This is a genomic window from Pseudomonas sp. GL-B-12 (genome assembly GCF_019955895.1).
GTDB lineage: Bacteria > Pseudomonadota > Gammaproteobacteria > Pseudomonadales > Pseudomonadaceae > Aquipseudomonas.
Genome location: NZ_JAHBCX010000055.1, coordinates 22,217 through 43,959, shown reverse-complemented (window position 1 = coordinate 43,959; position 21,743 = coordinate 22,217). Strand labels below are relative to the sequence as shown.

Genomic DNA, 21,743 nt, shown 5'->3' with positions numbered 1-21,743 from the left:
GTCTGTTGCCGTCATGCTGCGTTGCCGCTCCTCGCCATAGCGGGCTATGACTCGTCGCGGCGCCTTGCTTGACGACCACAGCCACTCGTCAAAAGAGGAACGCGCTTGCAAGGCAGGACACAGCGCAGCGACAAGTTTTAAGCTTCAAGCTGCAAGTGTAAGAACTTATGTGAAAGTTAACTGCCCAATGTCCGGCAATTCCCTGTCTGCTGTACGACCGGAGAATGCCCGGTGTAGGATGCGCGCCCCTTGGCGACCGCCAACCGTTCCTTCGTTCCACAGTCTTTGGAACCCGAAATAGCTATGTCATCGCGTAAATTTGGACTCAACCTGGTCGTGGTGCTCGCCATCGCTGCCTTGTTTACCGGCTTCTGGGCGCTGATCAACCGCCCGGTCACCGCCCCCAACTGGCCTGAACAGATCTCAGGCTTCTCGTACTCGCCATTCCAGCAGGGCCAGTTCCCGCAGAAAGACCAGTACCCGACCGACGATCAAATGCGCCGCGACCTGGAGATCATGAGCAAGCTGACGGACAACATCCGCATCTACTCGGTCGATGGCACCCTGCAAAACATCCCGAAACTGGCGGAAGAGTTCGGCTTGCGGGTGACCCTGGGGATCTGGATCAGCCCGGACCAGGAACGCAACGAACGGGAAATCACCCGCGCCATTGAAATCGCCAACTCCTCGCGCAGCGTGGTTCGTGTGGTGGTCGGCAACGAAGCGATCTTCCGCAAGGAAATCACCGCCGCCGAACTGAGCGTGTTGCTCGACCGTGTGCGTGCCGCCGTCAAAGTACCGGTCACCACGTCCGAACAGTGGCACGTCTGGGAAGAGCACCCGGAACTGGCCAAGCACGTCGACCTGATCGCCGCGCACGTCCTCCCGTATTGGGAATTTATCCCGGTGGACAAGGCACAGCAGTTCGTTCTGGACCGTGCCCGCGACCTGAAAAAAATGTTCCCGAAAAAGCCGCTGCTGCTGTCCGAAGTGGGCTGGCCGAGCAACGGCCGCATGCGCGGTGGCGCCGATGCCTCACCGGCGGACCAGGCGATCTACCTGCGAACCCTGGTCAACAAGCTCAACCGCCAGGGCTTCAACTACTTCGTGATCGAAGCGTTTGACCAGCCGTGGAAAGCCAGCGACGAAGGTTCCGTCGGCGCCTACTGGGGCGTGTTCAACGCCGCGCGCCAGCAGAAGTTCAACTTCGAAGGCCCGGTGGTGGCGATTCCGCAATGGCGCGTATTGGCCATCGGTTCGGTGGTATTGGCGCTGTTGTCGCTGACCCTGCTGATGATCGACGGCTCGGCCCTGCGCCAGCGTGGCCGTACCTTCCTGACTTTCATCGCCTTCCTGTGTGGTTCGGTGCTGGTGTGGATTGGTTACGACTACAGCCAGCAATACAGCACATGGTTCAGCCTGACCGTGGGCTTTTTGCTCGCACTCGGTGCGCTCGGGGTGTTTATCGTGCTGCTGACCGAAGCCCATGAACTGGCCGAAGCAGTGTGGGTGCACAAGCGCCGGCGCGAGTTCCTGCCGGTGGAAGGCGACTCCAGCTACCGCCCGAAAGTGTCGATTCACGTGCCCTGCTACAACGAGCCGCCGGAGATGGTCAAACAGACCCTCAACGCCCTGGCCAACCTCGACTATCCGGACTTCGAAGTCCTGATCATCGACAACAACACCAAGGACCCGGCGGTCTGGGAACCGGTGCGCGATTACTGCGAAACCCTCGGCCCACGCTTCAAGTTCTTCCACGTGGCACCGCTGGCTGGCTTCAAGGGTGGCGCGCTGAACTACCTGATCCCGCACACCGCCAAGGATGCGGAAGTCATTGCCGTGATTGACTCGGACTACTGCGTCGACCGCAACTGGCTCAAGCACATGGTGCCGCACTTCGCCGACCCGAAAATCGCCGTGGTGCAGTCGCCGCAGGATTACCGCGACCAGAACGAAAGCACCTTCAAGAAGCTCTGCTATGCGGAATACAAAGGCTTCTTCCACATCGGCATGGTCACCCGCAACGACCGTGACGCGATCATCCAGCACGGCACCATGACCATGACCCGTCGCTCGGTGCTCGAAGAGCTGGGCTGGGCCGACTGGTGCATCTGTGAAGACGCCGAGCTTGGCCTGCGGGTATTCGAGAAAGGCCTGTCGGCGGCGTATTACCACACCAGCTACGGCAAAGGCCTGATGCCCGATACCTTCATCGACTTCAAGAAACAGCGTTTCCGCTGGGCCTACGGAGCGATCCAGATCATCAAGCGCCACACCGCCAGCCTGCTGCGCGGCAAGGACACCGAGCTGACCCGTGGCCAGCGCTACCACTTCCTCGCGGGCTGGTTGCCGTGGGTGGCGGACGGCATGAACATCTTCTTCACCGTCGGCGCGCTGTTGTGGTCGGCGGCGATGATCATCGTGCCGCAACGGGTCGATCCGCCGCTGCTGATCTTCGCAATCCCGCCATTGGCGCTGTTCGTGTTCAAGGTCGCCAAGATCATCTTCCTCTACCGTCGTGCGGTTGGAGTGAACCTGAAGGATGCCTTCTGCGCGGCGCTGGCCGGCCTGGCGCTGTCCCACACCATCGCCAAAGCGGTGCTGTACGGCTTCTTCACCAGCAGCATTCCGTTCTTCCGTACGCCGAAGAATGCCGACAACCACGGTTTCTGGGTGGCGATTTCGGAAGCCCGGGAAGAGATGTTCATCATGCTGCTGTTGTGGGGCGCTGCCTTGGGGATCTTCCTGGTGAACGGCATGCCGAGCAACGACATGCGTTTCTGGGTGACCATGTTGCTGGTGCAGTCGTTGCCATACTTGGCGGCGCTGATCATGGCGTTCCTGTCGTCGCTGCCGAAACCGACCGCCGAGCCTGAAACGGCACCTGTCGTCTAAATCTGCGCGGATGCACTAAACGGCGGCCAATGGTCGCCGTTTTGCTTTAAGATAAGCGCCATTTTGCGGGGCTTGGCGTGTCGCGGTTTGCCGATCGAACCCAATACCTGTAGGAGCGAGCCGGCTCCGGGCGGCGTTCCGACGATAGCGGTGTAACATTCAATGTTTATGGTTACTGACATACCGCATTCGCGAGCAGGCTCGCTCCTACATTCAGTCCGCGCCCATATTCATGATTTCCGGAGTTTTCCATGACGGCCCACGCCGACCTTTCGCCGACCCTCCAACTCGCCATCGACCTGATCCGCCGTCCGTCCGTGACGCCGATCGACGCCGATTGCCAGAAGCAGATGATGCAGCGCCTGGGCGATGCCGGTTTCACCCTGGAACCGATGCGCATCGAGGATGTAGATAACTTCTGGGCCACCCACGGCCAGGACGACGGTCCGGTGCTGTGCTTCGCCGGCCACACCGACGTGGTCCCGACCGGCCCGGTGGCGGCCTGGCAGATCGAACCGTTCAACGCGCTGATCGACGAACACGGCATGCTCTGCGGCCGTGGCGCCGCTGACATGAAAGGCAGCCTGGCTGCCATGACCGTGGCGTCCGAGCGTTTTGTCGCCGACTATCCGAATCACAAGGGCAAAGTCGCCTTCCTGATCACCAGCGACGAAGAAGGCCCGGCGCACCACGGCACCAAGGCCGTGGTTGAACGTCTGGCCGCGCGCAAGGAACGTCTGGACTGGTGCATCGTCGGCGAACCGTCGAGCACCACCCTGGTGGGTGACGTGGTCAAGAACGGTCGTCGCGGCTCCCTTGGCGCCAAGCTGACCGTACGCGGTGTGCAAGGCCACGTGGCCTACCCGCACCTGGCCAAGAACCCGATCCACCTCGCGGCCCCGGCCCTGGCCGAACTTGCCGCCGAACACTGGGACCACGGCAACGATTTCTTCCCGCCGACCAGTTTCCAGATCTCCAACGTCAACTCCGGCACCGGTGCGACCAACGTGATCCCGGGTGACCTGGTGGCGGTGTTCAACTTCCGCTTCTCCACCGAGTCGACAGTCGAAGGCCTGCAAAAGCGCGTGGCGGACATCCTCGACAAGCATGGCCTGGACTGGCACATCGACTGGGCGCTGTCCGGCCTGCCGTTCCTCACCGAACCGGGCGCACTGCTCGACGCGGTGTCGGCGAGCATCAAGGACATCACCGGTCGTGAAACCAAGGCGTCCACCAGCGGTGGTACCTCCGACGGCCGCTTCATCGCGACCATGGGCACCCAAGTGGTTGAGCTGGGCCCGGTCAACGCGACCATCCACCAGGTCAACGAACGCGTGCTGGCAGCCGATCTCGACGTACTGACCGAGATCTACTACCAGACCCTGATCAAGTTGCTCGCCTGATGCTTGCGTGCCCGATCTGCAGTGAGCCGCTCAATGCGGTGGACAACGGCGTGGCCTGCCCCGCCGGGCATCGTTTCGACCGCGCGCGCCAGGGTTATTTGAACCTGTTGCCGGTGCAGCACAAGAACAGCCGCGACCCTGGGGATAACCAGGCAATGGTCGAAGCCCGCCGCGACTTCCTGAACGCCGGGCACTACGCCCCGGTGGCCAAGCGTCTGGCGGAGTTGGCGGCCGGCTACGCACCACAGCACTGGCTGGACATCGGTTGTGGCGAGGGTTACTACACCGCGCAAATCGCCGAGGCTTTGCCGGGTGCCGAAGGTTATGCCCTGGACATCTCCCGCGAAGCGGTCAAACGCGCCTGCAAACGCAACCCGCAGCTCACCTGGTTGATCGCCAGCATGGCGCGGGTGCCGTTGGCTTCCGGCAGTTGCCAGTTCCTGGCCAGTGTCTTCAGCCCGCTGGACTGGGAGGAAGCCAAGCGCCTGCTCAGTGTTGGCGGCGGCCTGATGAAAGTCGGACCGACCAGCGGCCACCTGATGGAACTGCGTGAGCGGCTGTACGACGAAGTCCGTGAATATACCGACGACAAGCACCTGGCCTTGGTACCAGATGGCATGGTGCTGGCCCACAGTGAAACCCTGGAATTCAAGCTGACGCTGGAAAGCGGTCAGGACCGGGCGAACCTGTTGGCGATGACACCCCACGGCTGGCGCGCCAGTGCCGAGCGCCGGGCAGCAGTTATCGAACAGGCGGAACCGTTCGAGGTCACCGTGTCGATGCGCTACGATTATTTCGTTCTGCAGTAGTAGTTAGAGAGCAACTTCAATTTTTTGGTCTCGGGCAACGGCCCGAGACCGGCTAAATCCGCGAATGGATTTTTCAGACCCGCAGTGAGGACATCCATGCGCCAACCCGATATCGAGATTTACCTGAAAGACGCCGACGTCGACCACAAGGCCATTTCCGCCTGGCTCGGCGCGGCATTGGGCCCGTGCACGGATTGGGTCCAGAAGGGCCAGACCTATAAGTGCAAGGCCGGCAACGTGCCAGTGACCTGGCTGCCAAAAGCGGTCGGCAAGTGGAACAGCCTGTACCTGGAAAGCGATCAGACCCCGTGGGACGACGACATCGCCTGCGCCCGCGCCGCGTTTGCCGCGCTGAACGTGGAAGTGCGTTGCGCGCCGGGCACCTGGGTCGAGGAAGAGGGTGAAGAGACTGCCGATCGCTGGATTCGCATCAGCGCCGACGGTGAAGAAGAGATCACCTGGAAAACTGCATAAAAGCCTGAACACCGCCCCTGTAGGAGCGAGCTTGCTCGCGATGGTCGTCAACGATAACGCGTCAATTCAGCAAAAGCGCGGCGTCCTTGAGTTCTTCGCGAGCAAGCTCGCTCCTACAGTGGTTTTTGTGTGAGCTGAAGTGTGGAATTACAACCCCACCACATCCTCAGCCTGCAACCCCTTCTGCCCTTCTACCACCGCATATTCAACCTGCTGGCCTTCGGTCAGTGATCGGTGGCCTTCACCGCGAATCGCGCGGTAGTGCACGAACACGTCCACCCCGTCCTCGCGCTGAATGAAGCCGTAGCCCTTGGCGTCGTTGAACCACTTCACGTTGCCGGTTTCGCGTGTTGCCATTTGTTCATACTCCCTTTTTATTATTGATCGGGCTTTTCGCAGGAAAGCCTCGGGAACGTCTGTCTGCGTGCGACGTCCCTACAAGGGCACCGACAGCAGACGGCCGAGTATATGACAGGCAGCGAAACTCTCAACTCAAGTTTACTTAGGTGCTTTTTTGCCGATTTTCAGCGAATCCTGCACACTATCGGCCTCCCGAGCAAACGCTCGGTTTTATTCACTCACGCAGAAGCCGTATGACCCGCTCCCCGTTCCGCCGTCTTGTGTTTGGCACCCTGCGCCGACTGTTGTACCTCTGGGTTCGCTCCGAGACGATCAACCAGTCGTCGTTCACCCTTAACCTCGACCGCAGTCGTCCGGTGTTCTACGTCCTGCAAAACCCTTCGCTGACCGACCTCGCTGTGGTCGACACCGAGTGCAGCAAGGCCGGCCTGCCACGCCCGGTGCTGCCGGTGTCGGTGGGTAACCTGCTGGAACCTGCCGCGTTCTTCTACCTGACGCCGGATCCAGACTGGCTCGGCCGCCAGGACAAGCGCGGCGCCCCGCCGACACTGACCCGCCTGGTCAGCGCCCTGAGCCAGAACGCCGCCGAAGATGCGCAGATCATTCCGGTCAGCGTGTTCTGGGGCCAGTCGCCGGACAGCGAAAACAGCCCATGGAAACTCCTGTTCGCCGACAGCTGGGCCGTTACCGGGCGCCTGCGTCGCTTGCTGAGCATCATCGTCTTGGGGCGCAAGACCCGCGTGCAGTTCTCCGCGCCGATTCACCTGCGCGAACTGATCGAACACAACAAGGGCCACGAGCGCACCGTGCGCATGGCCCAGCGCATCCTGCGGGTGCACTTTCGCAACCTGAAGGCTGCAGTGATCGGCCCGGACATTTCCCACCGCCGCAACCTGGTCAAAGGCCTGCTCAACCAGCCACAGGTCAAACAAGCGATCCTCGACGAAGCCGAGCGCGAGAACATCTCGCCGGAGAAAGCCAAAGCTCAAGCGCTGCGCTACGGCAACGAAATCGCCTCGGACTACACCTACACTGCGATCCGTTTTATGGAAGTGGTGCTGAGCTGGTTCTGGAACAAGATTTACGACGGGATCAAGGTCAACCACATCGAAGGCGTGCAGAAGGTCGCCCAGGGTCACGAAGTGATCTACGTGCCATGCCACCGCAGCCACATCGACTACCTGCTGCTGTCCTATCTGCTGTTCCGCAACGGCCTGACCCCGCCGCACGTTGCCGCGGGCATCAACCTCAACATGCCGGTGATCGGCGGCCTGCTGCGGCGCGGCGGCGCGTTCTTCATGCGCCGCACGTTCAAGGGCAATCCGCTCTACACCTCGGTGTTCAACGAATACCTGCACACCCTGTTCACCAAGGGCTTCCCGGTGGAGTATTTCGTCGAGGGTGGCCGCTCGCGCACCGGGCGCATGCTGCAACCGAAGACCGGGATGCTGGCAATCACCCTGCGCAGCTTCCTGCGTTCGTCGCGCATGCCGATCGTGTTCGTGCCGGTATACATCGGCTACGAGCGCGTGCTGGAAGGCCGGACCTACCTCGGCGAACTGCGCGGCGCGGCCAAGAAGAAAGAGTCGATTTTCGATATTTTCAAAGTCATCGGCGCGCTCAAACAGCGCTTCGGCCAGGTGGCGGTGAACTTCGGCGAGCCAATCAAGCTGGCGGAGTTCCTCGACGGCGAACAGCCGGACTGGCGCCAACAGGAACTCGGCCCGCAGTTCAGACCCGCCTGGCTCAACGAAACCACCAACCGCCTCGGCGAAAAAGTCGCCCGGCATCTGAACGAAGCGGCGGCGATCAACCCGGTCAACCTGGTGGCACTGGCGCTGCTGTCGACCACCCGACTGGCGCTGGATGACCGGGCCATGGCGCGGGTGCTGGATCTGTACCTGGCACTGCTGCGCAAGGTCCCCTATTCGCCGCACACTACCTTGCCGGAAGGCGATGGCCGGGCGTTGATCGAGCACGTGAAGGACATGGACCTGCTCTCGGAGCAGAGCGATGCGTTGGGCAAGATCCTGTATCTGGACGAGCAGAATGCGGTCCTGATGACTTACTACCGCAACAACGTGCTGCACATCTTCGCACTGCCGGCGTTGCTGGCGAGCTTCTTCCAGAGCGCCTCGCGCATGAGCCGCGAACAGATCCTGCGCTACACCCGCGCGTTGTATCCCTACCTGCAAGCGGAGCTGTTCATTCGCTGGTCGCTGGACGAACTGGATGCGGTGATCGATCAATGGCTGGAAGCCTTCGTCGAGCAAGGCCTGCTGCGCTTCGAGAACGACGTGTACCTGCGTCCGGCGCCAAGCTCGCGGCATTTCGTGCTGCTGACCTTGCTGTCGAAAAGCATCGCCCAGACCTTGCAGCGCTTCTACATGACCGTGTCCCTGCTGCTCAACAGCGGCCAGAACAGCATCAGCGCCGAAGAGCTGGAAGACCTGTGCACGGTCATGGCCCAGCGCCTGTCGATCCTGCATGGCCTGAACGCCCCGGAATTCTTCGACAAGAGCCTGTTCCGCCACTTCATCCAGACGATGCTCGACCTTGACGTGCTCAAGCGCGATGAAGCGGGCAAGCTGAGCTATCACGAACTGCTCGGTGAACTGGCCGAAGGCGCGGCCAAACGGGTGTTGCCGGCGGAGATTCGTTTGTCGATTCGGCAGGTGGCGTTGCATCGCAGTGAAGATGCGGCGGAACTGGCTTGATACTTATCTGACCTATAATGGAAAGAACATGGATGTTCTTCCTTACTGCTAATGAGTATCTAACACAGCGCAAACGCCCCCCCTAAAAAACATCAAAATACAACTTGAACACTACGCAACAAAGCAAACACTGTTAATCTCGACCACACTTATCTCATCAAACAAGGAAGTTACGATGACCAAAACAATCGATATTCAATACAATCTTAAATATATTCCTTACACATCCATGCGGGATTTCGCAGTGGAAGAATACACGTATGAAATCCTTAGCAATTCGGAAGAAAAACTGATTTCCACCGTTATCCTTGAGCGCATTGACGACAGTGACTTGGGTAGTGTTTTCCATATCAACCAAGAAGCCGGCGACGCTGAAAGAGCTTATCGTGTAGTGATGCGAGTCTGGAGGCCTGGACCAAATCAGCCAGAGGACGGAGGGTTCTGGAACAGCAAAAATGATCCTGACGCAATACTGATGATCAATACTAACCATATCTTCTCTGTTGACCTGAGTAACAACGAAACACATCAGGAAGTTATCTTTCCAGTACCCTTCTTTATCGTATAAACCGCAGTCGGCTGAATCTCAAAAGACTCAGGTATGGAATTCCGTTAAATTGCACATCGCGCCAGTCTACTTCTGGCGCGTTCGACACGGAGATTTTTGATGAAAAAACTGACTCTGCTGGCTGTAGCCACACTCTTGAGCGCCTGCCAGGCGACGCCCCCCGGCTCCAAGGCCAGCCTCGACGGAGAAGTCTTCTACCTGCAACGCATAGCCCTGCCGCCGACAGCAATCCTGAGCGTCAGCCTGCAGGACATCTCACTCGCCGATGCCCCGGCGAAGGTCATCGACGAACAGCGCGGCCAGGTCAAAGGCCAGGTGCCCCTGGCCTTTCATCTCAGCTACGACCCGCTGAAGGTAGAGCCCAACCACCGTTACTCGGTGAGCGCGCGCATTGAAGTCGACGGCAAACTGATGTTCATCACCACCGAGAATCATGCCGTGCGCCTGGACGGCACCGATCCACAACCGCTCAAGGTCCGCGTCGACCCAGCCCGCTACTAAGTGTCTTTTTCGAAAAAGGAAGTTGCCATGTTCCGTCCTACCCTTCGCTTCGCAGGCCTGTGCGCAGGCTTGATGATCTGTGCCAACGCCCTGGCGCTGTCCCTCAGCGACCTGTCGCAGAAAGACGCCACTGGCGGGCTCAAGGACGCGCTGACCCAAGGCGCGCAACTAGCCGTCAAACAACTCGGCACCCCGGGTGGCTTCAGCAACAACCCCGACGTGAAAATCGAATTACCGGGCAAGCTGGGCAAGGTCGCGAGCAAGATGAAACAGTTCGGCATGGGTGACCAGGTCGATGAGCTGGAAGCCAGCATGAACAAAGCGGCGGAAAACGCCGTGACCCAGGCCCAGCCCATCCTCGTCGATGCCGTGAAGAAAATGACCGTGGAAGATGCCAAGGGCATCCTCAGCGGCGGCAACGACTCGGCCACCCAATACCTGAGCAAGACCAGCCGCGAACAGATCCGCGCCAAGTTCCTGCCCATCGTCAAGCAAGCCACCGACAAGGTTGGCCTGGCCCAGCAGTACAACTCGTTCGCCGGGCAAGCCGCGACAATGGGCGTAGTGGATGCGAAAAATGCCAACGTCGAAAACTACGTCACCGAGCAGGCGTTGAATGGCTTGTTCGAAATGATCGGCAAACAGGAAGAAACCATCCGTCAGAACCCGGCGGCTGCGGCGACCAGTTTGGCGAAGAAGGTGTTTGGTACGCTCTGAGCCGCAACACAAAACCTGTGGGAGCAGGCTTGCTCCCACAAAGGTTCAGGCCGCTGATACGGGTCTTAGAAAGAACACCCACTCCCGTCCCATCTTGCGTTTCTCGAACAGCTTCAACGCGACCAGCCCATTTAGCGTGGCTGACGCTGTGTTGTAAGAACAACCCAGATTCTCCTTCACATTGACCGCCGTGAACTCCTTGGCCATTCCGCTCCTGGCCACTTGAAACAACGCCCGCTGTTTCTCGGTGAGCTGGTCGAGAAAACCACTTTCACGCAACCAGCAATCAAATTGCTGCGCATCGTCCAGACTTTTCCGATACGTCCCGGTAAAACTGGCTACAGCCCGCAACACCACCGAACACTGGAAATCGATGAAATACGTCAGATCCAGGTCATCCGCCTCGGTATTCAAATACGACCGCCCGTACTTCAACGGCGCATTGCGCAACAAAACACTGATTGCGATGTAGCGAAACGCCGAGTAGTCATTTTTGAACATGAACCAGTAAAACAACGCGCGCACTACCCGACCGTTGCCGTCGCGAAAAGGATGCTCGTAACCCAGGACAAAATGCAGCGCGATGGCTTTGATCAATGGATGAAGGTAGTCCGCTTGATGAGGGTTGTTGTGGGGTTGGTTGATCCACTTCGTCAGCACCTGCAAACGTGACACGAGCCCTGTTGCAGGCGGTGGCAAATGCACGGTGTTGCCCTCGCCATCCTGGACGACGACGTCATCGTTGATCCTGAACGCTCCAGGCGAGTACTGCGAATCGTCGATCCCCTCGACGCCAACTCGATGCATGGCTGCAATCAGCTCAACGCTCAGTGGCTCGTAACGCTGCTCCCAGGCGAAGTTCATCATCTTGAAGTTACCGATGACCATTCGCTCATCCGGCGTGCGCGGCGAGCGATGGCGCTTAAGCATGTCCTTGGCCACCCGCGTCGTGGTGGCCGCACCTTCGAGCTGGCTGCTGCTGATGGCCTCGTCTTCGATCAGATCATTGAGCAAATAGCTAAAATGAGCACGCTCGCCAATCTGGCCGGTCATGTATTCCAGCACTGCGGTTGTCGCCTGACGATCCACTACGGAAATGGCTTTTTGCGCCTGCGGCGTCAGCATGAATTTCAGCCAGCACGCCGGTTTACCCAATGGCAAAAGGCTCGAGTACTGTGCAGTCCGCGCTTTCTTGACCAAGGCCCAGCACAGGTTCGAATCCAGCCCTGGCGCCCAGCGGTAGCGCAATGAATCGAACGGCAGGTAACGCCCCTGATCGTCCAGGGGCTTGAGCAAGGCGAGGTATTGTGAAAGGCGCTCCTTGTGGGGCGATCGCAACAGCCGATCAAACACCGGATCGGACCGCCCCCTCAATGTGGGTGGATTTTTCATGGCGCTGTCTCAAACATGCGTGAAACCGGGCTCTGAGTACAACACCTGAGCTTTTTAGCCTCAATATCAGACGGGTCCGAGATCAATGCAGGAACAATGAAGGCCCGCTGGTTGGTACAGGTTCAGCGGGCTTTTTCCTTTTGCTATTGCTGCGGATCCAGCTGATCGAGGACGCGATTCACTGATAGCTGCGCCAGAACAATCATCTGCTGAATGCCGAGTGCCAGATTGCAGGTTGGCCCGCTCAAGATGGACGACAATTCAGTTGCCATCACATTCGCTGAAGCAAGGGTTTCATAGGCATGGACAAGGAGGGTTTCGGAATTGACGCCTGGGCGGATGGTGAAAATTGGGCAGGGGCGGTATGAAGTTCTCGTTTGCTTTTCGGATTCGGAGGCAGAGTAATCAGGACTGTCATTGATCATTGCGAAGCTCCCAAAGTAGGCGCCTAACGACTATTCGCGGGCTTGCAGTCCCGGTTGCTGAATTGGCAGCGACGGGTAAAGGCTAGAGATCGTGCTTCCGACGGGCAAGCTGAAAGTCTTGTGGGAATGGTCTGAATGGTTGGCTTGGGCGAAAAACATTGTTGACTGTTGGGCAGCCATCGCGAGCAAGCTCGCTCCCACAATTGAGTCGAGTACATCTGTGAGGGATTGGTTGGCTGGCAGGCCGCCATCGCAGGCAAGTCGGATCGCCGCACCGCAGCTCCCACAATTTGACCGAGTACATTCGGTAGAAATGGGTCGGCTGACAGGCCGCCTTCGCGAGCAAGCCCGCTCCCACAGAAGAGCAAAAGCAGATCGGCGTACACCCACTGCTTTTCACCACTCATCAGGCCGAGCGTTAGCTCGCCTGCAGCTTTTGATCTTGATCCACCCGCCCCCTCGGGAGGCTGAGTGGAGGCGTTCATCCGGGGGGTAGGCGCGCAGCGCTGTTCGGCGCAGCCGAACACATCGAGAGGAGGTCGAGCGAAGCCGACCGGAGGCGATGCCCCCGGATGAATGCCGGAGCGAAGGAACCCCGAGCCCAGGCGAGGGGCCGTACGTAAGGGGCGAGCGTTTTTTGCTTACTTTTTTAGGCGCTTGTAAAAAAGTGAGTCGCCGTAAGGGCGAAACCGCCAGCCGCCGTTACCGAAGAAATGGATATGCACTCGGTCAAACGGTCTCCTTCTTGACCCGGAACCAAGCCGCATACAACGCCGGCAAAAACAGCAGCGTCAACGCCGTAGCCACAATCAACCCCCCCATGATCGCCACCGCCATCGGCCCGAAAAACACACTGCGCGACAACGGAATCATCGCCAACACCGCCGCCAGCGCCGTCAGCACAATCGGCCGGAACCGCCGCACCGTCGCCTCGATGATCGCCTGCCAGGGCTTGAGCCCCGCCGCAATATCCTGCTCGATCTGATCCACCAGAATCACCGAGTTACGCATGATCATCCCGGACAAGGCGATGGTCCCCAGCATGGCCACAAAACCGAACGGCTGACGGAACACCAACAGAAACAGCGTCACCCCGATCAACCCCAGCGGCGCCGTCAGGAACACCATCGCCGTGCGCGAAAAACTTCGCAGCTGCAGCATCAGCAAGGTCAACACCACCACAATGAACAAGGGCACGCCGGCCTTCACCGAGTTCTGTCCGCGCGCCGAGTCTTCCACCGTGCCGCCGACATCCAGCAAGTAGCCGTCGGGCAGTTCGGCGCGAATCGGATCGAGGGTCGGCATGATTTGCTGCACCAGCGTCGCCGGTTGCTCTTTGCCATAGATGTCGGCGCGAACCGTCACGTTGGGCAGGCGGTTGCGGTGCCAGATGATGCCCTCCTCGAAGCCGTACTCCAGGGTCGCGATCTGCGACAGCGCGACACTGCGACCGTTATCGGTCGGTACCGCCAGGCTCGGCAGCAATGACAGCTCGGTGCGCTCATGCAAGGTGCCGCGCAACAGGATCTCGATCAACTCGTTGTCTTCACGGTACTGGCTGACACTGGAACCGGTCAGGGAGCTTTGCAGGAACCTCGACAGGTTCGCCGTGCTCACACCCAGCGCCCGCGCACGGTCCTGATCGATGTTCAGGTACACCACCTTGCTCGGCTCTTCCCAATCCAGGTGGACGTTGACCACATGCGGGTTCTCGCGAACCTTGGCCGCGACTTTACGCGCCAGCGCCCGCACTTCCTCGATGTTCTCCCCTGTCACGCGGAACTGCACCGGATAGCCAACTGGCGGGCCGTTTTCCAAACGCGTGACCCGAGAGCGCAGAGCCGGGAATTGCTCGTTGAGGGTTGAGATCAACCAGATGCGCAGGGTTTCCCGTTCTTCGATGGTTTTCGCCAGGACGACAAATTGGGCGAAGCTCGCCGCCGGCAGTTGCTGATCGAGCGGCAGGTAGAAACGCGGTGAACCGGTGCCGACGTAGGCCACGTAATTGTCGATTCCGGCCTTGTCTTTGAGCAGCGCTTCGAGGCGCTTGACCTCGTCGGCGGTGTTGCTCAGCGAAGCGCCTTCGGCCAGTTTCAGGTCGACCATCAATTCCAGGCGACCCGATGCCGGGAAGAACTGCTGCGGCACAAAACGGAACAGCACGATGGAGGCAATGAACAACAGCACGGTCGCCAGGATCACGGTTTTGCGCCAGCGCACGCACCACTCCACCAGACGCCGGACGCGCTGATAGAACGGCGTGCCATACGGATCGGGTTGGCCGGCACCGTGTTTGGCTGCATGAATCTTCGCCAGGTCCGGCAGGAGCTTTTCCCCGAGGTACGGCACGAAGACCACCGCGGCCACCCACGACGCCAACAGCGCGATGGTGACCACCTCGAAGATCGAACGGGTGTATTCACCCGTGCCCGATTGCGCCGTGGCAATCGGCAGGAAGCCGGCCGCGGTGATCAGCGTACCGGTGAGCATCGGGAACGCGGTACTGGTCCAGGCATAACTCGCCGCTTTGACCCGGTCGAAGCCCTGCTCCATTTTGATCGCCATCATTTCCACGGCGATGATTGCGTCATCCACCAGCAAACCCAGGGCCAGTACCAGCGCGCCGAGGGAGATCTTGTGCAGGCCGATGCCGAGGTAATACATGCAGGCGAACGTCATCGCCAGCACCAGCGGAATCGCCAGGGCCACCACCATGCCGGTGCGCACGCCGAGGGAGAAGAAGCTCACCAGCAACACAATGGCCAGCGCCTCGACCAACACTTGCACGAACTCGCCAACACCGGTTTTCACCGCCGCCGGTTGGTCGGAAACTTTGCGCAGCTCCATGCCGGCCGGGAGGTTTTTCTGGATGCGGGCGAACTCGATTTCCAGCGCCTTGCCCAGTACCAGAATGTCACCGCCGTCCTTCATTGCCACCGCCAGGCCGATGGCGTCCTGCGCCATGAAGCGCATGCGCGGCGCCGGTGGATCGTTGAAACCACGGCGCACGTCGGCCACGTCGGAGATGCGGAAGGTGCGATCACCGACGCGGATCGGGAAACTCTTGATCTCGTCGACCGTCTGGAAATTCCCCGTCACCCGTAGCTGCAATCGTTCACTGCTGGTTTCGAAGAAACCCGCCGTGGACACTGCGTTCTGTTCTTCAAGGGCTTGCTGGACGGCCGCCAGCGGCAAGCCGAGGGTGGCGAGCTTGACGTTGGAGAGTTCGATCCAGATTTTCTCGTCCTGCAACCCCAGCAGCTCGACCTTGCCCACATCCTTGACCCGTTGCAGCTGGATCTGGATGCGGTCGGCGTAATCCTTGAGCACGGCGTAATCGAAACCCTTGCCGGTCAGGGCGTAGATATTGCCGAAAGTGGTGCCGAATTCATCGTTGAAGAACGGCCCCTGAATCCCCGGCGGTAAGGTATGACGGATGTCGCTGATCTTCTTGCGCACCTGATACCAGAGCTCCGGGATCTCTACCGAGTGCATGGAGTCGCGGGCGATGAAGGTCACCTGGGATTCGCCAGGGCGAGAGAACGACACGATGCGCTCGTACTCGCCGGTTTCCATCAGTTTCTTTTCGATGCGTTCGGTGACTTGGCGCGAGACTTCCTCGGCGGTCGCTCCCGGCCAGTTGGTGCGAATCACCATGGCCTTGAAGGTGAACGGCGGGTCCTCGCTCTGACCGAGCTTGGTGTAGGAAAGTGCGCCGACGATGGCCAGCAACAGCATCAGGAACAGGACGATCTGGCGATTACGCAGCGCCCATTCGGAAACGTTGAAGCGCATCGGGGCTTACTCCTTGTCCGCCAGATTGACCACGCGATTGGAGCGATCCACCGGGCGCACCTGCTGCCCTTCGAGAAGCACATGGACACCGGCGGCCACCACCCAGTCGCTGGCGTTAAGCCCTTCAAGTACCGGTACGGTTTTTTCGCCAAAGGCACCGATTCGCACCGGAGTTCTCTTCAAGGTGTTGTTGGCGCTGACGACCCAGACATAGGTCACGCCGTTTTCTGCAGTCAGCGCAGACAGCGGAACGGATAGAGGGACCACGTCGGCGGCCTGCACGAACACTCGGGCGCTCTGGCCCAGCTCGGCAGGAACGTTGCCGGCGTTGAAAGCGATACGCGCCGCGAAGGTGCGCGACTTGGGATCCGCTGCTGGCGACAATTCCCGGATGCGCCCGGCGAGACGCTGGTCGGGCTGGGTCCAGAGTTCCACCGACACCGGCTCACCGACCTTGAAGCGGCCGAAGTTCTGCTCCGGCAGGCTGATCAAGACTTCACGCTCGCCATCGGTTGCCAGTGTGAACACCGTTTGCCCGGCGGCCACGACTTGCCCGACTTCCACCAGACGCTTGGCCACGACGCCGTCCTGCGGCGCACGCAACACGGCGTAGCTGGCCTGGTTATTGGAAACGTTGAATTCGGCTTTGATTTGCTTGAGGCGCGCCTCACCGGAGCGGTAGAGATTTTCGGCGTTGTCGTATTGCGAACGACTGACCAGTTGACGCTCCATCAGGATCTTGTAGCGATCACGCTCGGAACGCACCAAGTTCAGATTGGCTTCAGCGGCTGCGACCTGGGCCCGGGTGGCCTCCAGTTGCAGGCGCATGTCCTGGGGGTCGAGCTCCGCCAAGGGTTGATCGGCCTTGACCCGCTGCCCCTCCTCGACCAGTCGTCGGCTGACTTTGCCGCCGATACGGAACGCCAGATCCGGCTCATACCGCGCGCGAACTTCACCGGGATAGCTTTCCATGGCCTGCGCCGAAGGCTCTGGCTGGACCACCATGGCCGGGCGCACACTGACCTGCGGTGCCTCTTCGTGACCACACGCAGACAATAAAAAAGCCAGGGTGACTGGCAACGCGAGGGGCAAGGCATAGCGGAACATGGTGAAGGACCTTTCGCTAATGGTGCTTTGAATAATTATACTGAGCAGTATGTTATTAATAGCAAACTCACCAGTCCAGTAATAAAAACGAATATGCCAAACAATCTTTCAGCACCCAATGGCCCAGGCAGACCCAAGGACCTGGTCAAGCGTCAGGCGATTCTCGATGCGGCCAAAGCGCTGTTTCTGAGTAAGGGTTATGCCAATACCAGCATGGATGCCGTCGCGGCCGAGGCCGGTGTGTCGAAGCTGACGGTCTACAGCCACTTCAACGACAAGGAGACGCTGTTCTCCTCTGCGGTGATGGCCAAGTGCGAGGAGCAGTTGCCACCACTGTTCTTCGAGTTGCCGGAAGGTGTGGCCGTGGAAACCGTGCTGCTGAACATTGCACGCGGTTTTCATCAGCTGATCAACAGTGATGAATCGGTGAACCTGCACCGCTTGATGATGACCTTGGGCAGCCAGGACCCTAAGCTGTCGCAGATATTCTTCGAAGCCGGGCCGGAGCGCATGCTGCATGGCATGGAGCGCTTGCTGAGCAAGATCGATGAAAGTGGTGTGCTGCGCATCGACAAGCCGCACAACGCGGCCGAACACTTCTTCTGCCTGCTCAAGGGCGCGGGGAACTTTCGCTTGCTGTATGGCTGCGGCGAGCCGCCGGTGGGCGAGGCGGCGGAGAGCCATGTGCGGGAAGTGGTGGGGTTGTTTATGCGGGCTTATCGGCCGGAGTGAGGCAGATGAGTTTGTGGCGATTGGGCGGGCGTATTCGCGAGCAAGCCCGCTCCCACAGGTGACCCGGTTCCGTCAGACAGTACGCGGTCAAATGTGGGAGCGGGCTTGCTCGCGAAGCAGGCGACCCGGTCTTAATGCTTGAGCGCCTTCTTCGGATAAATGTCATACCGACTGGACTTGCCATCCAGCGCATGACTCGGCTTCGGCCCTTCGATGCACGGCGCCTTGCGCGGACGCTTGACCACCACCCGGTGGCTGGCCAGGGCCAAGGCGGCTTCGAGCAGTGCCGGCGCATCCGGGTCATCGCCCACCAGCGGCCGGAACAGGCGCATCTCTTTCTTCACCAGCGCGGTTTTCTCGCGGTGCGGGAACATCGGGTCAAGGTAGATCACCTGCGGCGGCTCGCCTTCCCAGTTGCGCATGACCTCGATCGAATTGCCCTTGAGCAAGCGCATGCGCGCCACGATCGGCGCCACGTCGAAATCTTCCGCGCCTCGGGCCAGGCCATCTTCCAGCAAGGCACCAATCAGCGGCTGACGCTCGATCAGGCTCATCTCGCAACCGAGGCTGGCCAGCACGAACGCGTCCTTGCCCAGCCCCGCCGTGGCATCCAGCACCCGCGGGCGTACGCCTTGGGCGACGCCAACAGCCTTGGCGATCATCTGCCCGCTGCCACCGCCGTACAACCGGCGATGGGCCGCACCGCCTTCGACGAAGTCCACCCGCACCGGCCCCGGCGCATCCGGCCCCAGCTGTTGCAGCTGCAAGCCCTGGTCACCCACCTGCAAGGCAAACTCGCCGTTCGCCACTTGCATTGGCAAGCCCAGGCGCTCGGCCCATTGCTCGGCTTGTGGCTCGAAAGCCGCGTCGAGGGCCTGGACATGGATGCGGCAGGCCGCAGGTTGATCAATCATCGGAAAACACGCTCAAAAAATTAATGATCGGCAAAAACTGCCGATAACAAAACTATCGAGCATTTTGCCAGAGCTGAGCGTCGACCGAGAGAAATGTCAGACATTCAACCCACAATCACAGGTTTTATCTCGCCCTACGGCGACTACAACCTGCGAAACACCCAGGCACTGAGCGGCGTCAGCCACATCTGGCAGGATTTCTTTGCCCGAGCGCTGGCCGAACAGTCAGGGGAAGTGCTACCGCAATCGCTGAATTTCCCACCGGTCGATCTCGAAAGTCCGGTCGAACCGACCGTCGGCAGCGAGCTGCTGGAGCACATCGTGTCCCAGCGCGCATGCGAGGTGAAAGACAATGTAATCCGCCCGCCCGAGCCACTGTTCCTGCCGATTGCCGAATTCGAAATGGACCTGGCCGACAAACCACGCCCACCATTCCCGGCGGATGAAATCGTCGCCCAGCAAAAACAGCAGGACTTCGAAAGCGGCTGGGTTCGCCCGATCGTGCTGAAGGCCGGTCAGCCGGTATACGAAGCAGGCCCTGCCTCGCAACCGCGTCCGCTGCACCTGCCCATCGCCGAATTCGAACTCGACCTGCTCGACAAGCCGTTCCCGCCGTTCTCGCCGGAAGAACGGGTGGAACAGCAGAAACAACTCGATTTCGACAATGGCTGGGCGCGCCCGATCATCTTGCAGAACCTGCGCATCGCCGCCTGATCCTCAGCCGCGCCCTCTTCCCTCAGCCTTTGAAAAACTGATTGGCCTTCTGGTACGGCATCGACCGGGAAGTGAAACCGAACGTGCCTGACGTCTGGATTTCTTCGGCGGCGCGAAAGAATTCACCATAGGCCGCCAATGCCAGCGCCGAGCCGACGCTGATGCGTTTGACGCCCATCTCACCCAACTGCGCGACTGTCAGCTTCAAGCCGCCCGACATCAACACATTTACCGGTTTGGGCGCCACGGCGCGCACCACCGCCAGCACATCCTCGGCGCTGCGCAAGCCCGGTGCGTAGAGCACGTCGGCACCGGCCTCGGCGAATGCCTGCAAGCGGCGGATGGTGTCGGCCAGATCGGGATTGCCGTGCAGGAAGTTTTCCGCCCGGGCAGTCAACGTAAAGTGGAACGGCAGACTGCGAGCGGCAGCCACAGCAGCTTCTATGCGCGCCACGGCGTGTTCGAAACAATAGATCGGGCCTTCTTCGCGGCCGGTGGCATCTTCGATCGAACCACCGACAGCTCCGGCCTCTGCTGCGCGCAAGATACTTTTGGCGCAGTCGGCCGGGTTGTCGGCAAAGCCGTTTTCCAGGTCCACGGCAACCGGCAGGTCGGTGGCGGCGACAATCGCCTTAACGTTCAACAGGGTGTCGTCGAGGGTCAATCCGCCATCGGCACGGCCCTGGGAAAAGGCATAACCGGCACTGGTGGTCGCCAGTGCCTCGAAGCCGAGGCTGGCGAGCATTTTCGCTGAACCTGCATCCCACGGATTGGGAATCACAAAAGCCCCGGGGCGTTCGTGAAGGGCTGTGAACGCCTGGGCTCGAAGGGTTTGCGTATCCATTGGGCTGGCTCCTGAAGAGGGGAAAGAATCCGCCTCAGAGCAGGCCAAGTTGCTCGGCGACGGGTTCTCTGTATAGCTCAGGCAGCGCCGGCAAGCCAGGCAAACGCTGCATTAGCCGGGCGTGAAAACGCTGCGCCAGTTTCGCGGCCAGCAGGTTGTCGGCCGTGTGCAGGAAGATGTACGGCGTGCGACCTTCTTCGATCCATAACGCGATTTTCTCGACCCACGGCTCCAGGAACGTATCGTTGGCCTCAAGCGTCGGGTGGCCGATAAAACGCACCTGCGGGAATTGCGTGAATGCCGCGGGACGCGGTGGCACACGGGGTTTCTTCGATTGGGCGTGGAGCACCGAGGGCTCGGTCGAGGTGCAACTGAACAGCGCACGGGGATCGAGACAGATGCGTTCGACACCGCGATCCAGCAGCAGACGGTTGAGCATTCGCTCGCTGTCACCCTTGGCGAAAAACTCGTCGTGCCGCACTTCCACGGCCAGCGGCCGCTGCAGGGCATCGATAAACCCGGCCAACTCGGGCAAACGTTGGGGCGTGAAGCTTTTCGACAACTGTAACCACAATGGTGACACCCGCTCACCCAGAGGACTGAGTAACTGAGTGAAGGTCTCGGCGGCGGTCAGTTGCTCGCGCAGGTCACCACCGTGGCTGATCTCGCCGGGAAACTTGGCGGTGAAGCGAAAGTGTTCGGGCATGGTCTCGGCCCAACGCTGCACGGTGCTGGCAGCCGGGCTCGCATAGAAGGTCGTGTTGCCTTCCACGGCATTGAAAACCTGGGAATAGAGATCAAGAAAGTCGGCGGGCCTGGCGTCCGGCGGATACAGGTAGTCACGCCAGGCGTTTTCGCTCCAGGACGGACAACCGAGGTAATAAGGCAGCAACATCAGATGTACAGGTCAAGACCCAGCACATCGGCTTCCCAATCGACGAAACCGGCGGTGCTCAGGTAGCTGGCCAAGGCTGTCGCCACGCTTTTGCTCATGGCACGGTGGTAAATCATGTCTTGCTGACGGGCGGGGAGATTGCTCAGTTTTTGCGCAGAGGCTTTGGCAGCGCGGGCAGCCAGTTGCTCTTCAGTCGGGAATTCCAGCTCGCCTTCGATATCAATGGCGTCGTCTTCCACCACGCGGCCTTTGCGAGGTTTGCGCTTGATGGGATAGGACTGAGAGGAAACGCCGTCTATACGCATAGGTGCATACTCAGAATCAGTGATGGCAGTTTAGTGGCGCACTTTCCACTTCGCAAACCGCCGAGTGATAACAAGAACACATAAAAGGCAAAAGGTTTAAAAGCTGCGGTTAGTAAACGACGATTGGTGAATTCTACGACGGACATTCAGCTCCTACAGGGGGCTACCCGAGCAGT

General features: G+C 59.9%; 19 protein-coding genes. 10 read left to right on the top strand and 9 right to left on the bottom strand.

Annotation, left to right across the window (positions count from 1 at the left end; all coding sequences use genetic code 11):
• The first annotated feature begins 303 nt into the window (after nt 1–303).
• The 4 genes from KGA85_RS25590 (at nt 304) to KGA85_RS25575 (ending at nt 5,581) form a co-directional block, all read left to right on the top strand.
• Nucleotides 304–2,895: a glycosyltransferase gene (locus KGA85_RS25590; RefSeq protein ID WP_223458814.1), complete on the top strand. Its 2,592-nt coding sequence runs from the start codon at nt 304–306 to the stop codon at nt 2,893–2,895.
• A gap of 251 nt (nt 2,896–3,146) precedes the next feature.
• Nucleotides 3,147–4,298: a succinyl-diaminopimelate desuccinylase gene (gene dapE, locus KGA85_RS25585; protein WP_223458812.1), complete on the top strand. Its 1,152-nt coding sequence runs from the start codon at nt 3,147–3,149 to the stop codon at nt 4,296–4,298.
• A complete protein-coding gene (locus KGA85_RS25580) occupies nt 4,298–5,107 on the top strand; it encodes a putative RNA methyltransferase (protein WP_223458810.1) in 810 nt (269 codons plus the stop codon). The genes dapE and KGA85_RS25580 overlap by 1 nt, the downstream gene beginning before the upstream one ends.
• Nucleotides 5,108–5,203: 96 nt before the next feature.
• The gene (locus KGA85_RS25575; RefSeq protein ID WP_046041100.1) at nt 5,204–5,581 is read left to right on the top strand and encodes a hypothetical protein; all 378 of its coding nucleotides are present in this window, start codon (nt 5,204–5,206) and stop codon (nt 5,579–5,581) included.
• Nucleotides 5,582–5,728: 147 nt separating this feature from the next.
• Here the strand turns inward: KGA85_RS25575 and KGA85_RS25570 are convergent, their stop codons facing one another.
• A complete protein-coding gene (locus KGA85_RS25570) occupies nt 5,729–5,938 on the bottom strand; it encodes a cold shock domain-containing protein (RefSeq protein ID WP_007954750.1) in 210 nt (69 codons plus the stop codon).
• A gap of 236 nt (nt 5,939–6,174) precedes the next feature.
• On the opposite strand from KGA85_RS25570, the gene plsB reads away from it, so the two are divergent.
• The 4 genes from plsB (at nt 6,175) to KGA85_RS25550 (ending at nt 10,444) form a co-directional block, all read left to right on the top strand.
• Entirely contained in the window at nt 6,175–8,658 is a 2,484-nt protein-coding gene (gene plsB / locus KGA85_RS25565) for a glycerol-3-phosphate 1-O-acyltransferase PlsB (protein WP_223532505.1), read from the top strand.
• Between the two features lie 175 nt (nt 8,659–8,833).
• Nucleotides 8,834–9,226, top strand: coding sequence for a hypothetical protein (locus KGA85_RS25560; RefSeq protein WP_223458806.1), 393 nt, complete (start codon nt 8,834–8,836; stop codon nt 9,224–9,226).
• Nucleotides 9,227–9,325: 99 nt separating this feature from the next.
• Nucleotides 9,326–9,727: a YbaY family lipoprotein gene (locus KGA85_RS25555; RefSeq protein WP_223458804.1), complete on the top strand. Its 402-nt coding sequence runs from the start codon at nt 9,326–9,328 to the stop codon at nt 9,725–9,727.
• Between the two features lie 27 nt (nt 9,728–9,754).
• A complete protein-coding gene (locus tag KGA85_RS25550) occupies nt 9,755–10,444 on the top strand; it encodes a DUF4197 domain-containing protein (RefSeq protein WP_223532503.1) in 690 nt (229 codons plus the stop codon).
• Nucleotides 10,445–10,489: 45 nt separating this feature from the next.
• Here the strand turns inward: KGA85_RS25550 and KGA85_RS25545 are convergent, their stop codons facing one another.
• The 4 genes from KGA85_RS25545 to KGA85_RS25530 all read right to left on the bottom strand — a co-directional run bounded on the left by KGA85_RS25545 (nt 10,490) and on the right by KGA85_RS25530 (nt 17,163).
• Nucleotides 10,490–11,836, bottom strand: coding sequence for a Fic family protein (locus tag KGA85_RS25545; RefSeq protein WP_223532501.1), 1,347 nt, complete (start codon nt 11,834–11,836; stop codon nt 10,490–10,492).
• 143 nt (nt 11,837–11,979) lie between these two features.
• Complete coding sequence (locus KGA85_RS25540) at nt 11,980–12,261, bottom strand: DUF6124 family protein (RefSeq protein ID WP_223458798.1); 282 nt, start codon at nt 12,259–12,261, stop codon at nt 11,980–11,982.
• 729 nt (nt 12,262–12,990) lie between these two features.
• Nucleotides 12,991–16,056 carry an efflux RND transporter permease subunit gene (locus KGA85_RS25535; protein WP_223458796.1) on the bottom strand — a complete coding sequence of 1,022 codons (3,066 nt, stop codon included), beginning with the start codon at nt 16,054–16,056 and terminating at the stop codon, nt 12,991–12,993.
• 6 nt (nt 16,057–16,062) lie between these two features.
• Nucleotides 16,063–17,163 carry an efflux RND transporter periplasmic adaptor subunit gene (locus tag KGA85_RS25530; protein ID WP_223543471.1) on the bottom strand — a complete coding sequence of 367 codons (1,101 nt, stop codon included), beginning with the start codon at nt 17,161–17,163 and terminating at the stop codon, nt 16,063–16,065.
• Between the two features lie 93 nt (nt 17,164–17,256).
• Here KGA85_RS25530 and KGA85_RS25525 point away from each other — a divergent pair, with 93 nt between their 5' ends.
• Nucleotides 17,257–17,895 (top strand): TetR/AcrR family transcriptional regulator, encoded by a 639-nt coding sequence (locus KGA85_RS25525; protein ID WP_223458792.1) that lies wholly within the window; start codon nt 17,257–17,259, stop codon nt 17,893–17,895.
• A 131-nt stretch (nt 17,896–18,026) separates the two neighbouring features.
• On the opposite strand, the gene KGA85_RS25520 is transcribed toward KGA85_RS25525, so the two are convergent.
• A complete protein-coding gene (locus KGA85_RS25520; protein WP_263289182.1) occupies nt 18,027–18,809 on the bottom strand; it encodes a class I SAM-dependent methyltransferase in 783 nt (260 codons plus the stop codon).
• Nucleotides 18,810–18,902: 93 nt separating this feature from the next.
• Here KGA85_RS25520 and KGA85_RS25515 point away from each other — a divergent pair, with 93 nt between their 5' ends.
• The gene (locus tag KGA85_RS25515; RefSeq protein ID WP_223458790.1) at nt 18,903–19,523 is read left to right on the top strand and encodes an energy transducer TonB; all 621 of its coding nucleotides are present in this window, start codon (nt 18,903–18,905) and stop codon (nt 19,521–19,523) included.
• Nucleotides 19,524–19,545: 22 nt separating this feature from the next.
• On the opposite strand, the gene KGA85_RS25510 is transcribed toward KGA85_RS25515, so the two are convergent.
• The 3 genes from KGA85_RS25510 to KGA85_RS25500 are packed head-to-tail and all read right to left on the bottom strand — an operon-like array spanning nt 19,546 to nt 21,567.
• Nucleotides 19,546–20,367: an isocitrate lyase/phosphoenolpyruvate mutase family protein gene (locus KGA85_RS25510; protein WP_223458788.1), complete on the bottom strand. Its 822-nt coding sequence runs from the start codon at nt 20,365–20,367 to the stop codon at nt 19,546–19,548.
• Between the two features lie 34 nt (nt 20,368–20,401).
• Nucleotides 20,402–21,262, bottom strand: a complete 861-nt coding sequence (locus KGA85_RS25505; protein WP_223458787.1) for a DUF72 domain-containing protein — start codon at nt 21,260–21,262, stop codon at nt 20,402–20,404.
• Nucleotides 21,262–21,567: a hypothetical protein gene (locus KGA85_RS25500; RefSeq protein ID WP_057716196.1), complete on the bottom strand. Its 306-nt coding sequence runs from the start codon at nt 21,565–21,567 to the stop codon at nt 21,262–21,264. The genes KGA85_RS25505 and KGA85_RS25500 overlap by 1 nt, the downstream gene beginning before the upstream one ends.
• Nucleotides 21,568–21,743 lie beyond the last annotated feature (176 nt).

What these genes read in the sequence shown, in the direction of transcription:
- KGA85_RS25580 (WP_223458810.1), top strand. Translation starts at nt 4,298, where the DNA reads ATGCTTGCGTGCCCGATCTGCAGTGAGCCGCTCAATGCGGTGGACAAC.
- KGA85_RS25550 (WP_223532503.1), top strand. Translation starts at nt 9,755, where the DNA reads ATGTTCCGTCCTACCCTTCGCTTCGCAGGCCTGTGCGCAGGCTTGATG.
- KGA85_RS25500 (WP_057716196.1), bottom strand. Translation starts at nt 21,567, where the DNA reads ATGCGTATAGACGGCGTTTCCTCTCAGTCCTATCCCATCAAGCGCAAA.
- KGA85_RS25570 (WP_007954750.1), bottom strand. Translation starts at nt 5,938, where the DNA reads ATGGCAACACGCGAAACCGGCAACGTGAAGTGGTTCAACGACGCCAAG.
- KGA85_RS25530 (WP_223543471.1), bottom strand. Translation starts at nt 17,163, where the DNA reads ATGTTCCGCTATGCCTTGCCCCTCGCGTTGCCAGTCACCCTGGCTTTT.
- KGA85_RS25515 (WP_223458790.1), top strand. Translation starts at nt 18,903, where the DNA reads ATGTCAGACATTCAACCCACAATCACAGGTTTTATCTCGCCCTACGGC.
- KGA85_RS25560 (WP_223458806.1), top strand. Translation starts at nt 8,834, where the DNA reads ATGACCAAAACAATCGATATTCAATACAATCTTAAATATATTCCTTAC.
- KGA85_RS25590 (WP_223458814.1), top strand. Translation starts at nt 304, where the DNA reads ATGTCATCGCGTAAATTTGGACTCAACCTGGTCGTGGTGCTCGCCATC.
- KGA85_RS25510 (WP_223458788.1), bottom strand. Translation starts at nt 20,367, where the DNA reads ATGGATACGCAAACCCTTCGAGCCCAGGCGTTCACAGCCCTTCACGAA.
- KGA85_RS25575 (WP_046041100.1), top strand. Translation starts at nt 5,204, where the DNA reads ATGCGCCAACCCGATATCGAGATTTACCTGAAAGACGCCGACGTCGAC.
- KGA85_RS25540 (WP_223458798.1), bottom strand. Translation starts at nt 12,261, where the DNA reads ATGATCAATGACAGTCCTGATTACTCTGCCTCCGAATCCGAAAAGCAA.
- plsB (WP_223532505.1), top strand. Translation starts at nt 6,175, where the DNA reads ATGACCCGCTCCCCGTTCCGCCGTCTTGTGTTTGGCACCCTGCGCCGA.
- KGA85_RS25555 (WP_223458804.1), top strand. Translation starts at nt 9,326, where the DNA reads ATGAAAAAACTGACTCTGCTGGCTGTAGCCACACTCTTGAGCGCCTGC.
- dapE (WP_223458812.1), top strand. Translation starts at nt 3,147, where the DNA reads ATGACGGCCCACGCCGACCTTTCGCCGACCCTCCAACTCGCCATCGAC.
- KGA85_RS25505 (WP_223458787.1), bottom strand. Translation starts at nt 21,262, where the DNA reads ATGTTGCTGCCTTATTACCTCGGTTGTCCGTCCTGGAGCGAAAACGCC.
- KGA85_RS25535 (WP_223458796.1), bottom strand. Translation starts at nt 16,056, where the DNA reads ATGCGCTTCAACGTTTCCGAATGGGCGCTGCGTAATCGCCAGATCGTC.
- KGA85_RS25545 (WP_223532501.1), bottom strand. Translation starts at nt 11,836, where the DNA reads ATGAAAAATCCACCCACATTGAGGGGGCGGTCCGATCCGGTGTTTGAT.
- KGA85_RS25520 (WP_263289182.1), bottom strand. Translation starts at nt 18,809, where the DNA reads ATGATTGATCAACCTGCGGCCTGCCGCATCCATGTCCAGGCCCTCGAC.
- KGA85_RS25525 (WP_223458792.1), top strand. Translation starts at nt 17,257, where the DNA reads ATGCCAAACAATCTTTCAGCACCCAATGGCCCAGGCAGACCCAAGGAC.